10 protein-coding genes are annotated in these 15,263 nt (G+C 33.2%); 4 read left to right on the top strand and 6 right to left on the bottom strand.

Annotated elements, in window-relative coordinates:
- Positions 1-82: 82 nt before the first annotated feature.
- The 3 genes from AABD74_RS02780 to AABD74_RS02770 form a co-directional block, all read right to left on the bottom strand.
- Positions 83-421 (bottom strand): T9SS type A sorting domain-containing protein, encoded by a 339-nt coding sequence (locus AABD74_RS02780; protein ID WP_232682572.1) that lies wholly within the window; start codon positions 419-421, stop codon positions 83-85.
- A 106-nt stretch (positions 422-527) separates the two neighbouring features.
- On the bottom strand, positions 528-1,715 hold the full coding sequence (locus AABD74_RS02775) for a hypothetical protein (protein WP_232682571.1): 1,188 nt from the start codon (positions 1,713-1,715) through the stop codon (positions 528-530).
- A 195-nt stretch (positions 1,716-1,910) separates the two neighbouring features.
- Positions 1,911-4,712, bottom strand: a complete 2,802-nt coding sequence (locus AABD74_RS02770) for a TonB-dependent receptor (RefSeq protein ID WP_232682570.1) — start codon at positions 4,710-4,712, stop codon at positions 1,911-1,913.
- 233 nt (positions 4,713-4,945) lie between these two features.
- Here AABD74_RS02770 and AABD74_RS02765 point away from each other — a divergent pair, with 233 nt between their 5' ends.
- The 3 genes from AABD74_RS02765 (at position 4,946) to AABD74_RS02755 (ending at position 8,378) form a co-directional block, all read left to right on the top strand.
- Entirely contained in the window at positions 4,946-5,629 is a 684-nt protein-coding gene (locus tag AABD74_RS02765) for a response regulator transcription factor (protein ID WP_012022635.1), read from the top strand.
- A 205-nt stretch (positions 5,630-5,834) separates the two neighbouring features.
- Positions 5,835-6,920: a cell wall metabolism sensor histidine kinase WalK gene (locus AABD74_RS02760; RefSeq protein ID WP_232682569.1), complete on the top strand. Its 1,086-nt coding sequence runs from the start codon at positions 5,835-5,837 to the stop codon at positions 6,918-6,920.
- Between the two features lie 162 nt (positions 6,921-7,082).
- A complete protein-coding gene (locus tag AABD74_RS02755) occupies positions 7,083-8,378 on the top strand; it encodes a porin (RefSeq protein WP_232682568.1) in 1,296 nt (431 codons plus the stop codon).
- 132 nt (positions 8,379-8,510) lie between these two features.
- Here the strand turns inward: AABD74_RS02755 and AABD74_RS02750 are convergent, their stop codons facing one another.
- From AABD74_RS02750 to AABD74_RS02740, 3 genes are all read right to left on the bottom strand, one after another.
- A complete protein-coding gene (locus AABD74_RS02750) occupies positions 8,511-9,587 on the bottom strand; it encodes a glycosyltransferase (protein WP_232682567.1) in 1,077 nt (358 codons plus the stop codon).
- A gap of 295 nt (positions 9,588-9,882) precedes the next feature.
- Complete coding sequence (locus AABD74_RS02745) at positions 9,883-10,509, bottom strand: hypothetical protein (protein ID WP_232682566.1); 627 nt, start codon at positions 10,507-10,509, stop codon at positions 9,883-9,885.
- A 64-nt stretch (positions 10,510-10,573) separates the two neighbouring features.
- Positions 10,574-14,005 carry a hypothetical protein gene (locus AABD74_RS02740; RefSeq protein WP_406844612.1) on the bottom strand — a complete coding sequence of 1,144 codons (3,432 nt, stop codon included), beginning with the start codon at positions 14,003-14,005 and terminating at the stop codon, positions 10,574-10,576.
- 196 nt (positions 14,006-14,201) lie between these two features.
- Between AABD74_RS02740 and AABD74_RS02735 the strand changes: the two genes are divergently transcribed.
- Positions 14,202-15,263 carry a helix-turn-helix domain-containing protein gene (locus tag AABD74_RS02735; protein ID WP_406844611.1) on the top strand — a complete coding sequence of 354 codons (1,062 nt, stop codon included), beginning with the start codon at positions 14,202-14,204 and terminating at the stop codon, positions 15,261-15,263.

Genomic DNA, 15,263 nt, shown 5'->3' with positions numbered 1-15,263 from the left:
CTAATTTCGCGTTTATAAGCTTTTACAGAAACTGAATACTGCAAACTATAAAAAAGCTCCCAAGAAGGAGCTTTTTTAATATTTATCGAATAATAAGTTTTCGGGTTGAGGAGACGTTTTGTTCGCTTATTTTTATGATATAAACGCCCGGAACTAAATCTGCAACGCTAAGTTCCTTTGAAGCTAAATGCGTTTGCAGTACTTTTTTTCCTAATATATCAAAAACGATTATTTCTTTTTCCAGATCATTTTTAGAAGAGATATATACTCTTCCGCTGGTAACTGGGTTAGGGTACAAGCTTAGTCCCTCAATACCTGTAGCGTCTTGAGTTTTTGGTAATTGCTTACTGTCTTGTGCCGAGACACTTACAGTAAAGAAAAAAGCCAATAAGAATGTAATATAAAAGTAGTTTTTTGCCATAGCATTTGTTTGTGTAAGTAAATATACAAAAAAAATTACAAAAACTACGCCAAAAAAAAACATCCTAATAATTTAGGATGTTTTTAACAATTTTATGTAGTATGTCTTATTTGATTAAGTTTGTACCATCAACTGTAGCCCAAGTTCCTGTTGTTAATGAAGCACCAGTAGCTGTAGTACTAGTTACGAAAGTTCCAGCTGGGAAAGTAACAGTAAATGTGTTAGCTCCAGCAACAGGAATTACGTTTGTAGTATTAGTAATTTTAACATTTAAAAGTTTAATTTTACTAGTATTAACTTGGTGTGTATTTGTTGCAGCATCTAAGATACTAACTGCGCTACCATTGTAAGTTGTAGTTCCAGTTGTGAAGTTACCGTAACCATCAATAACGATGTTGCTGTATTCTCCGTTACCTTCTCTTTTGAATTGGAAAGCATCAACTTGGTTATCTCCTACTTCAGGAACGTTACCAGCTGCTCTTTTTAAAGTAATGTTAGAAATTTTTGGTCCAAAAGCATTATCATTTGCAGATGCTTCGATTTCCATTCCGTAGTTTCCTTTTACTGTTTGGTAAGCGTACCAGTTTGTATTTGCAGTACCTTGCCATCCATCTTGCCAGTCAAATGAGTCATCATAGTTACCGTAAGAGATAGCGTTTGTCATACTTACAGTTCCTCCGAAGAATTCAAATCCGTCATCAGCACCTTTGTAAGCTACTAAATGATCTAAAGTTGTTCCTGATCCTACAGAGTAGAATGTGAAAGCATTATTTTCTTTTGTTCCGTCAGCTAATTTAGAACCAGCGTACTCAACTCTTACATAGTTTAATGAACCACCATTGTGAGTTGCATTAGTTCCACCATAAGAAATATTGTTTCCGTCTTCTGAAGTTGAAGAAGTTCCTCCGCCAGCAACTTTTGCAGGAGCGTCACCATACATGATGATTCCTCCCCAAGAACCTGGAAGTTTAGATTTTTCTGTAAATACAACTGGTTTGTCAGCAGTTCCGTTGATGATTAATTTTCCACCGTTTAAAACAACTAAAGCATTATCTCCAGTAGCTTTGTCTATAGTAATTGTAGATCCTGCATCAAAAGTTACAGTTACACCTGAATTAATTTTTACAATTCCTTTTAAAGTGTAGTTTCCGTAAGCAAAAGTTTTGTTAGCAGATATAGGTCCTGTAATTTCTCCAGTTGCAGGAGGAGTAACAGGAGTTGGATCGTCACTACTTGAGCAAGAATTTAAAAATAAACTTGTAGCAAGGGCTAAAGCAAAAAATTTAGTTTTCATAATTTGTGTGTTGTATTATTTCGTTTTTATAGTGCCAAAATTAGGCGGTTAATCTTTTTAAGGTGTTATCTCAATATTACATTACAGTTACCAAAACTCAATTAAAATGTGAAGAGAATGTTAAGCTGGTTTTGGTTTTATGGTATAAAAAAAACTCCAGATATCTGGAGCCTTTATTTTTATATGTATTTGATATTAAAATGTATAGCCTAATTTTACAGAGAAACCAACACCTTTTTTATAACTGTTTGCCAATAAAGAGCTTTCTGTTATTTTGTTTGTTCCATCATTTCCAAATTCTAATCTTCTTTCTGGATTCAGGATGTTATCTGCAGTAAATTTTATATCAAAATGTTCTGAGATTTTGCTTCCCCAAACTAAGTCTAATTGGTTAACCGGAAGTTCATAAGTATTGTCTTGTCCGTTTGTTCCAACGGCAAAGATTCTTTTTCCAAAAACACCATAAACTAATGAAAGTGTATTTGTCCAGTCTTTTCCTAAATTGAATTCATATTTTAAATCTGAATTTACTAACCAGTCTGATGCACCTTGCAATGATCTTGTATGGTGTGTTTCGATTGAGTTTTTAACAGTGATGTTTCCATCCTCATCCTGAGATTCATAAGTTGGAGCAACTGTAACTTTTGTTGACATTAAAGAAGCATTCAATCCGAAAGAGAAATGCTCTAAGCTTTCACTGATTCTGTTTAATCCTAAAAGGAACTCAACTTCGGCACCATATAAATTAGCACTGTCAGAATTTAGGAAAGTAGTAACTGTTCCAGAAGTTGCATTAGAAATAAAAGTTCTTTCGATTGGATTATCAATATGTTTTCCAAATACACCAAAAGTCAGCATTTCTTTTGCAGTTGGGAACAATTCGTATTTCAAATCAACATTATAGTTATCGCTGTTTTTCAATAATGCATTACCTTGTGTTGAAGTATTATCTGCATTGATGTATGAAATTGGGAACGATTCCATCACAACAGGTCTTGTGTAAGTTTTACTTGCTGCAAAACGAATGTTTGAAGTATCGTTTAAAAGATATTTCACGTTCAACGATGGTAAAACATAGTTGTTGTTGTATTTCTTTAATTTGTATGGATCATCAAATGAACCTAAAGTTCTGTAGAAAGTTTCTTTAAGAGTGCTTTCAAGTCTAACACCAGCGTTTACTTCAAGGCTTTCTCCAAATTTCCATAATAAGTTTGCATAACCAGCATTTGCAATTTCGTTCAGTTTAACTTTGTAAGTTGTGTTTGAACTTTCGTTGAAAATTACATTTCCGCTATTAATATCGCTGATAATTCTGGCATCAATATTATTCATGTCTGAAGTAAATGTACCACCAATACTTGAAACAAAACGGTAAGAAGATTCCATTTTAGAATTGTTTCCGTTATAACCAAGGGTCAATTTGTTTTGTTTATCACTTCCAAACTTCAGGTTGTACTCTGCCAAAGCTGAAAAATAAGAATCACCATCTACAGTTAAATACTGGCGCAAAAAGTTGTTTCCACCGTAAGAAGTATTGATTTGATCATTTCCTTCTTTAGTTCCGCTGTAGAATTTTCTATCAGGCTGTTCGTATTTTGTAATTGCATACGAAACACCAGCTTTAATTGTTTGGTTTTTATCTTCAGTCAAATTATATTCTCCTAACAATTGGTTGTTTAGATAATTACTTTTATCTAATTGATTTGTACGGATAAGGGTATTGTTAACACCATTTTGGTTTAATTCTCCCAACTGATCTTTAATAGAGTTTAAAGTCGTTTTGATATATAGAGAATTGAAAGCAAGTTTAAGTCTTTGTGTATTATAATTTACTCCAATTAATGCCGAAGAAGTAGTTTTAAAACGGTATTCAGTTGTTACAAAGTTATTGTAGTATAAATGACCTGCAGTTTCTAATGTTCTGTCAACACCTTCTCTTACTGCAAAATTATTATCGTAGTTAAGAGAGAATATATAAGAAATTGAACGGTCGTTGCTTAAATCAAATTTGTCTGCATGAAGAAAGTTGAAACTTGAGTTTAAAGGACTTTTGCTTTTGCTTACGTTAAAGCCTTTATCACCGCTTACAGAATTTAATGACTGTTCAGTTGTAAAAGTCTGTCTTGTAGCAGTCGATCCTAAAAAGCTTGGAAGCTCTCTGTCTTTTCCGTTAAATCCAAAAAAACCTGCAGCAGAATCAGCATCACCAGAAAGAAGAAAATCTTTAAAGCTGTTACCAGTTGTGTAGCCAACACCAATATTTACTTTAGTAACACTTTTAGTAACTTTTGAAGTTTGAATGTTGAAAGTTCCTCCGGCGAAATCTCCGTAGATATTTGGATTAAAAGTTTTGTAAACATCAATTACTCCAACAATATTCGTTGGAAATAAATCTAACGGAACAATTTTAGAGAATGGGTTATTTGTTGGAGCAGAAAGATCATTAATTAGTAAGTTATTATATCTGTCTTCAAGACCACGAACAAATAAACCTCTTGATCCAACTTTAGTAATACCAGTAATTTTAGTTAAACCTTCCTCAACATCGCTAACACCTTTTCTGGACATTTCCTGTGCACCAATACTTTGTTTGATTACAACAGCATTTTTTTGGTCTAATAAAAGAGCAGTTTCTTTTTCTCTGTTTGCTGTAGATTTTACAACAACATCTTTAAGAGTATAACTTCCAGAAGAAAGTATTTGATTTATAACTACAGTTTCGTCTGCTTTTACAGTAACTGGAGCTTCTTTAGTTTCATATCCTACAAAACTAAAAACAATAGTATAGTTTCCAGGATTTACATTCAACGAATATTTTCCGTCAATGTCGGTGTTTACGCTAATATTTGTACCTTTAATTAAAACATTAGCAAAAGGTAACGCTGCATTGTTCGTTTCTTTGTCAGTCAGAACTCCAGAAATCGTACCTTTGTTTTGCGCGATCGAAATCGTACAGATAAATAATGCAATAAATAGAAATCTTAAATTGAATTTCATTAGTGTGTTGTGTTTAATTTATTTTTGTGCAAAGAAAGAACCGCCCTGTAAAGTTCATGTTACGGTCTTGTTATGTTTTTGTGTTGTTAAGATTATGAAATTGTTACCAGATTAAATTACGGTTAACACCAATTTTTAACTGTTCATTTGTTAGTATATTTACCCTGTGAAATAAAAAACATCGGATAAATAATTAAGAATATTTGATGTAAAAATCTCAATTTTTGCTATTTATGAAAAAAACACAAACTAAGATTTTATTAGTTGACGACGAACCGGATATCTTAGAAATCGTTGGCTATAACCTTGCTCAGGAAGGCTACCAGATTGTTACAGCTTCTAATGGAAAAGACGCTATAGCAAAGGCTCAGAAAGAATTGCCGGAATTAATTATCATGGACGTGATGATGGCAGAAATGGATGGGATGGAAGCTTGTGAGCACATCAGAAAAATTCCTGAGTTAAATAATGTTATCATAACATTCCTTACCGCAAGGAGCGAAGACTATTCGCAAGTAGCTGGTTTTGACGCAGGTGCTGATGACTATATTACAAAGCCAATTAAACCAAAATTATTAGTGTCTAAAGTAAAGGCTTTGTTAAGAAGGTTAAAAGAACAAGAAGTCGTTACAGATACTATAAATGTTGGCGGAATCGAGATTAACCGCGAAGAATACAAAATCATAAAAGGCAATGTCGAAATTGCTTTACCAAGAAAAGAATTCGAATTATTTTATTTATTAGCTTCAAAACCGGGAAAAGTTTTCAAAAGAGATGAAATCCTTGATAAAGTTTGGGGGAATGAAGTAGTAGTAGGAGGAAGAACTATTGATGTTCACATTAGAAAACTGCGCGAAAAAATAGGAGAAGACCTTTTTAAAACCATAAAAGGTGTTGGTTATAAATTTGAAGTTTAAATTTTTAAGATACTGAGGTTCTAAGATACTAAGTAACTAAGACACTTTGGAATTTTAGTTAAGATTTAAATCCATTCAAATTGTCTTAAAAATATTCATACATTTAAACCATATAAGGAACCGAAGTTTACTTGGACTTCAGTTTTTTATATGGTTTTTGAATTACGCTTAATTTCTCTTAATCTCTTAATGGTTAAAAATATCAATGAAAATTAATTTTAAAAAAACATACAAATTTGCTATAAAATCGGCATTGTATATCAGTCTTTTCTCGACAGGATTTGTACTGATTCTGATGTCGTTATTTTATAAAAATCAATTAAGACATCAAATTGCATTTGGAATCGTTTTTATTATATCAATTTATATATTCTCCTTTTTGGTTTTACAATATCGTGTAGAACGTTTTATTTATCGAAGAGTAAAGAAAATATACGATGAGGTTTCGTTATTAGAATCCACAACTCTAATCAATCAGCCAATAACGACCGATATGGAAACGCTTTCGCGAGAAGTAAAAAAGTTTGCGACCGATAAAAAGCTGGAAATCGAAATGCTCGAAATTCGTGAACAATACCGCAGGGAATTTCTTGGTAACGTTTCGCACGAATTAAAAACACCTTTGTTTACTGTTCAGGGTTATGTTTCGACTTTACTTGACGGTGCAATGGACGATAAACACATTCGAAAAAAATATTTAAAACGTGCCGAAAAAGGAGTGGAACGTCTTATATATATCGTCGAAGATTTAGATATGATTACCAAATTAGAATCTGGTGATTTAGATTTAAATATGACTGACTTTGATATCGTTGAACTGATTCAGAATGTTTTTGATTTATTGGAAATGAAAGCCGACAAAAAGAAAATTAAACTGGCTTTTGAAAGCAAAAATGTTCAGTCTGTTATTATTCGCGGAGATCAGGACAGAATTCAGCAGGTTTTAGAAAACCTAATTGTGAACTCTATTAAATACGGGAAAGAAGGCGGTTTGACAGAAGTTGGGGTTGTAAACCTAACCAAGAAAAAAGTCTTAATTCGTATAAGTGATAATGGAGAAGGAGTTGAAAAACAAAACATTCCTAGACTTTTTGAACGTTTTTACCGAGTTGACAAAAGCGGAACCCGATCTGAAGGCGGTTCTGGTTTAGGTTTGGCGATAGTAAAGCATATTATTGAAGCGCATAAAGAGAAAGTATACGTAGAAAGTGAGTTCGGAATTGGGTCAGAATTTTCTTTTACGCTCGAGAAAGCATTTAAAGTACAAAAAGCCGACGTTAAAAAATTGTAAGTTCGTTTTTGCTGAAAGCCTTAAAACAAGGTATTTAACAATAAATCAACATACAGATTTAGTCGATAACATTAAATTTTTATTATAGTAACATCTTGTTAATGATTTCTTAACATAGGTGAGTCATCTTTGCATCCTGAAATTAAGGGAATTAGAGAAGTAATGATAAAAAGAAAAATATTAGCCGTTTTAATGCTGATTACTTGGGCTTCAAATGCTCAAGAAATAAATAAACAAGAAGTAAAAAATGAAGTAATTCGTATTTTAGATTCTATCAACAAGGCAAAACTTCCAGAGACTAAATCAGGAGGAGGAGTTGAGGAACACTGGTACGACAGAATCTCTTTAAGAGGTTATGCTCAAATTAGGTATAATGGTCTTTTTTCTACAAACGACAAAGTTTCTTGTGATCAATGTGATAAATCCTGGGGAACAACTTCAACCGCTCCAGACGCAAAATCAAACAATGGACTTTTTATTCGCCGTGCACGTTTAGTGTTTTCAGGGCAGGTTCATCCAAATGTATATTTTTATTTCCAGCCGGATTTTGCAAGCTCGCCAGTTACGGGAATTCAAAATTTCGTGCAGATTCGAGACTTGTATTTTGATCTTTCTTTTGATAAGAAAAAAGAATATCGTGTACGTATTGGACAAAGTAAAATTCCGTACGGATTTGAAAACATGCAGTCAAGTTCACAGCGTTTAACTTTGGATCGTGCCGATGCAATAAACAGCTCAATAGCAAATGAGCGTGATTTAGGTATGTTCTTTTACTGGGCACCAGCCGAAATAAGAGAACGTTTTGAAATGCTGGTTAAAGACGGATTCAAAGGTTCCGGAGATTACGGTGTATTTGCTTTTGGAGTTTATAATGGACAAATTGCCAATAAAATAGATGGGAACAGAGACTTAAATATTGTAGCCAGGGTAACATATCCATTTGTAATAGGAAGTCAGATTATCGAACCGGGAATTCAGGCTTATACAGGAAAATGGGCTTTTACCGGAGAAATTTCTTCTGGAGTACAAGTTGATGATCCTCAATATGTAAAAGACCAAAGACTTGGAGCAACTTTTGTTTTATACCCAAGACCATTTGGAATCCAGACAGAATATAATATAGGAAGAGGCCCGCGTTATAATACATTAACCAACCATGTTGATGAAACAGATTTAAATGGAGGTTACGTTTTGCTGAATTATAAATGGGATCTCAAAAAACAGCGTATTTATCCTTTTGCCAAATTTCAGTATTATGACGGAGGAAAAAAATATGAAAAAGATGCCAGAAGTTATGTCGTAAGAGACTACGAATTTGGTGTCGAGTGGCAGCCAATTAAAGCTTTTGAACTAACGGCAGAATACGTAATCGCCGACAGAACTTTTGAAGACAGTGCGCTTCCAATAAACAGACAACAAGGAAATTTATTGCGACTGCAAGCACAGTTTAACTTCTAAAAAATAAAGATAAAATCCGTGTCAATCAGCGACTTTGCGAAAGCAAATCAGTATAATCAGTGTCTAATTTTCGACACAGATTATACAGATTCATTATCGTGAAAACGCAGATTGACACGGATTTTTTATTTTTTATAAATGATCTTCAAAAACACTAAATAATAAGTCCCAGTCTATTTCATTTTTAAATTGAGACAAACCTTTAAACGACTTTACTTTTGATAAATCTTCAATAGTAAAGTCGTCTTGCATTGCATACGGTACAAGATTTTCTTCCTGAAGTTTTATAGCCAGATACTCCTGTTCATACTGTCCCGGCGTAGGAATAAAAAAAGCTTTCATCCCTAATTTAGCCAAATCCATAACGGTTGTATAACCAGAACGGCAAAGCACAAACTCACTTTCGTTAAAAGTCTGCTCTAACTGTTTTGAGTTCATGAAATTGTAATAGGTAACATTTCCTGCTTCCCATTTTTCCTGGGTTTTCTCAACAATTCCTTGTACAAAAACAACCTTTCCATTAAATTTCGCAGCCTCTTTTTGCAGTTTCTCGTCTAGAAAAGTACGCTGAGGTTCAGGCCCTGATAAAATAATCATCAAGTCATAAATCTTTGGTGTTTCCTTTTTCTTCATTCTGCTCAAAGGACCAATATATCGCAGATTCAGTTCATTTGTTTTAAGATGTCCCAAATCTCCGGTAAGATTTACCTTTTCATTAGAATCCGGAACCCAGCATTCAGTATATTTTTTTATAAAATACTGATGGCATTTACTGGTAAACCAAGTCGTGTTTCCTGTCATCACATTCAATTGATGCGTCATAAAAACAGAAGGGACCTTTTTGCTGAAAACACCCAATCGATTATCAGAAATAATTCCATCGATACCATGTTTTTTAATCCAGCTGTTTACCATTTTCTTTTCGTCTAAAATGGCCGTAATCATTTTCGGAAGATTTTTAATCAGCTTCCATTTAAAGTTTTTACCATTCTTAGCATATTCAATATGATAAGAAGGCAGTTCGAGTGTTTGAATGTACGGAAATTCTTTTCGTAATAAAGCCAGCGCAACACCGTCAGACGCAATAATCGGAATAAAATTATTTTCTTGAAGCGCCTTTATTATTGGGATACATCTTGTGGCATGCCCTAGTCCCCAGTTTAACGGAGCAACTAATATAGTTTTGTTAGCAGAATAATCAATGCTCATAGTTTTTAACGCTTTTAAAAAACGAAGATAGAGAAATATGTTTTTTATGTTATTTCGCACATATTACTAAATTATTAACTCTATAGACGCTCTCAGGCTTTGTTTTGCGTTAAAAAGAAAAAGAAAACAGCCAATTCAAAAAATAAAGTTACTTATATGTTAAGTTGCTAAGGTACTGAGATACTAAGGTTCTAAGTTTTTTCTCAGCAAATAAAAAAGCCGAACGTAAGTTCGGCTTCAAAGTCTTGTATCAGTATCTTAGAAACTTAGCAACCCAGCATCTTAGTATCTTTTCTTAATCCTGAATATAAGTTTTGTTTCCGTTTTTGTTAATATAATATTTTCCGCCTTTTGGCCCGGTATACACTTTTTTACCATTATACTCTCCAGTAACTTTATCTGGTGTTCTTGGAGCTTTTTCATTGGTTTCTTTTACAGTTTTTGTGGCTGATTTTTTAACAGAAGAGGCATCTTTTTTAGCAGTTTTGCCTGCAGCGTCAGCGTCTGCTTTTATTTTTTTGGCGTCAGCTTTTGTGCTTTCTGCTTTATCGGCAGTTTTTTTAGCTGCGTCACTTTTTACGCTTGCAGTTTCTTTTTTAGTTTTAGCGGTTTCTTTGTCTGCGGCTTTTTTAGTTTTGCTTGTCGCATCTTTTTTAGCTTTTGCGGCTTCTTTATCTGCAGTTTTTTTAGTTTCGCTTGCTGCATCTTTTTTAGCTTTTGTCGATGCATCAGCAGTTTTTGATGCTTCTTTTTTAGCTTTTGCAGATTCTTTTTTCGCATCAGCTTTTGCTTTATCGGCGGCAGATTTTGTTTTTTTTGCCGTAGCTTCTGTTTTGGCTTTCGCGTCTTTTGCTGTAGTTTCCTGTGCGTAGAAATTAGTAGATAAAACTACTATAAAACAAATTAATAATAATTTTTTCATGTGGTTTAGAGTTTAAATTTCATTTAAAATTAAACAATTAATTCTTATGTTTTTTCTTAAAGTGCTAAAAATAAGCACGAAGCTGAACATTTCCTGTGTGTACTGTATTTCCAGTTTCACTTTTACGGCCCTGGTAGTTTAAATTAACATCTAAAAATGAAGTAATATTTTTCTGCAAAAGCAATTTCCAGACTAAATTCTGTCCCGCCTGCAGTCCCTCCAGCATTTGAAAACCAACAGAAGAAAATTCATTTCCCGTAAATTTATTTTCATAAAAAGAAAACTCACCATTTATCGTTACCTTTTTTTCGCCGGCAAAAGAAAATGAAGTACCAAGCCGGTTTTGAACTAAAGTTTCCAAGTTTCCAATTTTGTTTTCTTTATTTTGAAATTCATAAAAGAAATCTAAACTTGTATTTTTCGAAAATAAATAACTGATTTTTGGTGACAGCTGATATCCTTTTAGATCATAATTCTTTTCGACAAAATCCTCCGAAATTAAATCAGTTTTTATCGTTTTGGTAAAGAAATTAAACAGCCAGCTTTTTTTGTATAAATGTGTATACTGTAATTGATGCGAACTGTTTTTGACATTTTGAGAACCTACAGAAAGTAAATTTTTACCATTATTAATAAGGTAAGAATACGTAACAGAATGTTTTTGCTTACCGCGATTATAAAACAAACTATTCCTGAAACTTGAATTTAAACCCAGAATATTTTCATCTGAAGAATAAAATGGATTCAGCTCTAAACGATCGCCGCTGCTTCGCACTTTACGATCCATAATAAATGAAGTCTGATTATAAAAATAAGAAATCAGTTTCTTGAAACCTTTTTCGTTCTGCCATTGCAGCGGATTTAAAATAACCGATTGCGAAAACTTATTTTGATTGGTTTTAATGTAAATCTGGTTTGGAAGAAAAATTCGAATATATTTTGCCTGATCCGGAAAAGCAGCAACTTCAAACTCTTCTAATTCCTGAATTCCATTTCCGTTATAATCATTCCAGGTATAAACGCCCTGCCCCGTAGGAACTTCAACATAAGTAAATTCCTGTTGCGCAATAGTTCCCGAGCTTGTTTCATAAGCCGTTCCTATCTGCATGAACTGATTAAAAAACCGATCGTTGTACAAAATTCTTGAATTTAACGAAGGCTCATTTTTTCTGCTAGAATCCGTAAAATCAAGATTTCGGTAACTGGCATAAACAGCTAAATCAGTCGTTTTATTCTGAATTAATTTTGATTTTAAAAAGTAAGTCTGTGAGTTGTTTACGTGCTGTAAAAGCCCATTTTGCAAACTATCATTTCTACGCTGTAAATACCCCAGTTCAATAAAAACCTTTGTGCTGTCTCCGCGCCCGACAAAAACACCATATTCAGAAAACCTTTGGCTTAAAGCCGAAAACTGATTTGCAGCTTTATCTTTTTCCTGATTGTCTTCAATCTGTAAACTTCCGCCAATCCAGTTTTTGCCAAAATGATATTTTGTTCTCGTTTGGTTACGTATAAATTTTGAAGTCGAAGCCGCTGCATCAGAATTTAAAAAACTGCCCTGATTTTGAATAGTCCATTTCTTCAATTTAAACAAAGCCGTTGTAGTATGGCGCGCTCCCGAATAGCTTTCGGTAAAATCTAATTTCTCAAATTGATACGTAAACAAACCAATATTTGAAGTTTCTTTTTTCGCAAATAAATCAAAATTAACGCCCGTAACCAATAAGCTCTGATTGCCTAAAAGTGTTGAATTTAAATTCCAGTCACGGTTAAACTCAATATTATATAAACGTTCGACTGATCTAAAATCTTTCTGCACAAATTGATAATTCGCAAAACCGTCCAGAGTCCAGTCTCTGGTAAAAAGACGTTTTTTAATATTCGTCTTAAAAGCAACTCCTTCGTTGTCAGAATCATCAATTCCCGAGAATAAATTTTTATCGTTATTACTCATCGCGATTTCAAAATCTACCAGCGTTTTTTCGTCAGGATTGTATTTTCCTAAAAAAGTCGCAACCTGAATTTTCATAGGTGCAACAAGCTGAACAATAGGTTCGTAATTACCCTGCGGAATACCACCAACAGGCGAAACATATTCGTAAATTCTTTCAACCGAATTCGTATTCTGAATAATATAATTCCCAAGATTATTGCCAACAAGACTAAACTTTACATTGTACAAAACATCGGCTGAATTATTGGAATATTCATAAACTTCAACCCCGTTTACAATCGTTTTTTTATACAATATTTTATTGTCGGCATATTTATCTTCATAAGCAGAGGGAGCCGTCATTAAACTTGGATCATCTCCTGCCTGGCTCAAAATCTGAACTTGTTCTGTTGATAAATTTTGTTGTAAAGGCTGATTTTTTAAATCATTTTCAGAATACAAATAACCGCCAAAACTCCAGCTTTTGTTTTCAGTTGTTGCTCCGGCGTAGGTAACTAATCGGTTATAATTTCGTTCAGAATATTGATATTCAACATTAATCCTCATTTCAGAAGTAATAGGAAAAAGCGAAGTAAAAACAATTTCCCCAGCATTATAATCAATAACATAATCATTGTTTTCGCCCCGTTTAAGTAAAATACCATTTACATAAACACGTTCAGAACCGGAAATGACCAAAACATATAATTCACCATTTTGACCTTTTAATTTATAAGGCCCCTGATTTCCTTCCTGACCTGTAAACGTACTTTTGGCATATTGCCCTTTTACAAACGAAACCGAAGCAAAAACATTGGTTTTACTTTTTTCTGTATCAAAATCAAAACTGGCAGAAAGTCCCTGAACTTTTTTATTGAAACTCAGGAATTGTGTTTTCCGATTCTCCAAAAAAACATCTCCAGCGCGAATGTTCCAGTCATCCGTAAAAAGTTCCATAAAAATATTATCAAACTGATCCAATTTTTGCGAATAACCGCCATCCTGAAGCGGAATATTATTATCCTGAAGTGAAGCCCGCAAACTCACTTTATCTGAGATTTTCCCTGTAATCTGTAAATCAAGATTGGAGTTTAAAACCGTACTTTGATTATTTCCAATCGTAACGCCGCGAGTAATACTTCCGGAAGTGTTTAAACCATCAAAAGGCGTAACTTTTTTAGCATTGGCATTATCAATTTTGTATAACTTTTCAGTTCCAACATCATTGCTTACAACCTGACTGTCTTTATAAAGACCATATTCCTTAGTTAGAAAATCAGGATAATTGAGATAATTGACAATTAAAGTATCAGAAACAGAAGTGAATTTTTCGTTTAAAAGAAGCGTTCCTTTTTGAAAATCAATTTTATAAAAAATCGAATCAATTGGCTCATTTTTACTGTTTAAAATTTCAAAGAAACTGGAGTTTATGCTAAAATTTTCAAGATGTATAGTATCTTTTACCGCAATTACTTTTTTTGTTTTATACAGCGATTCTGTCTCCTGTGCCATAAGCCCGGAATACCAAAACAGCACCGTAAAAAACAGTAATTTTTTCAACATAAACATTTTAACTCTAAAAATTCAAAAGTAGTATTTATAATCAAGAAATTATGAGGCTTTTATTTATTGGGAAACCAGTTGATTTTAAGCTGTTTTTTTTATTTTAAATACCATATTTAATTATAATTTGAAGTATAATTTATATCATACATCAATCTTTTTTTTAGCTTTGTTGAGGATATAACGAACTTTAATTATGGATACTAGCAAAGAACTTTTATTCTTTTTTAGTGCTTTGGGAGCTTTCAACGGAGTAATTTTGGGAATTTATTTTTTCTTCTTTACCAAGAAAAAATACCTGACCAATTATTTTCTTGGTGCACTTTTGTTCGCATTAAGCATCAGGATTGGCAAATCTGTCTTTGTATATTTTCATCCTGAACTTCCAAAAATGTATTTGCAGTTTGGACTTACTGCCTGCTTTTTCATCGGGCCATGTTTGTATTATTTTCTAAAATCAGCAGTTGAAGAAATCAATGTAATGCCAAAATCATGGAAAATCATGCTCCTGTTTTGGGGAACCATAATCGCGGCCGTTGGAATTTTATATCCGTACGAATATTATCCGGAAATTTGGAGGGGCTATTTTATAAAAATCATTTACTTTCAATGGTTTGTTTATATCATTTTTTCAGCCTTTACGATTAGTGGTGTTTTAAAGAAAATTTTGAACAGAAAAGAAAAAACAAGTCCATCAGAAATGTGGTTTGGAATGCTTTTTCTGGGTAATTTTTTATTGTTTCTTTTTTACTTTTTAGCCATTATGGGCGCTTCGGCGGCAACATATATAGGCGGAGCAGTTGTCTTTTCTTTTATTTTATATCTGATAATTTCGATTCTTTTATACAGAAAAAGAACCGACGATTTGTTTTTACTGAACGCCCAGAAAATTTCGGGTAAAAAAATAGAGCAGGCAGAGGCTGCAATTATTTCAGAAAAACTCGAAAATATAATGAATGATAAAAGTTTGTATAAAAACCCAAATTTAAACCTGCAGGATTTAGCCAAAGAAATTAATATTTCGAGTCATCAATTATCGCAGTTTTTAAATAATAATCTCGGAAAGAATTTTACCAGTTTCGTAAACGAATTCAGAATAAACGAAGCCTGCAGAATTATCACTTCAAGCGATAAATTAACTTTAGAATCTGTTGGTTACGATGTAGGATTTAATTCAAAATCTACATTCTTTGCTGCTTTTAAAAAACATACCGGAACAACGCCGCTTAATTATCAGCTTCAGGCATTACAAACTTAG

Source organism: Flavobacterium soyae (assembly GCF_045348165.1).
Taxonomy (GTDB): domain Bacteria; phylum Bacteroidota; class Bacteroidia; order Flavobacteriales; family Flavobacteriaceae; genus Flavobacterium; species Flavobacterium soyae.
This window is presented reverse-complemented; position numbering and strand designations above follow the sequence as displayed.

Coding starts and splice junctions, on each gene's coding strand:
- AABD74_RS02755 (WP_232682568.1), top strand. CDS start 7,083: ATGATAAAAAGAAAAATATTAGCCGTTTTAATGCTGATTACTTGGGCT.
- AABD74_RS02745 (WP_232682566.1), bottom strand. CDS start 10,509: ATGAAAAAATTATTATTAATTTGTTTTATAGTAGTTTTATCTACTAAT.
- AABD74_RS02765 (WP_012022635.1), top strand. CDS start 4,946: ATGAAAAAAACACAAACTAAGATTTTATTAGTTGACGACGAACCGGAT.
- AABD74_RS02760 (WP_232682569.1), top strand. CDS start 5,835: ATGAAAATTAATTTTAAAAAAACATACAAATTTGCTATAAAATCGGCA.
- AABD74_RS02735 (WP_406844611.1), top strand. CDS start 14,202: ATGGATACTAGCAAAGAACTTTTATTCTTTTTTAGTGCTTTGGGAGCT.
- AABD74_RS02740 (WP_406844612.1), bottom strand. CDS start 14,005: ATGTTGAAAAAATTACTGTTTTTTACGGTGCTGTTTTGGTATTCCGGG.
- AABD74_RS02770 (WP_232682570.1), bottom strand. CDS start 4,712: ATGAAATTCAATTTAAGATTTCTATTTATTGCATTATTTATCTGTACG.
- AABD74_RS02780 (WP_232682572.1), bottom strand. CDS start 421: ATGGCAAAAAACTACTTTTATATTACATTCTTATTGGCTTTTTTCTTT.
- AABD74_RS02775 (WP_232682571.1), bottom strand. CDS start 1,715: ATGAAAACTAAATTTTTTGCTTTAGCCCTTGCTACAAGTTTATTTTTA.
- AABD74_RS02750 (WP_232682567.1), bottom strand. CDS start 9,587: ATGAGCATTGATTATTCTGCTAACAAAACTATATTAGTTGCTCCGTTA.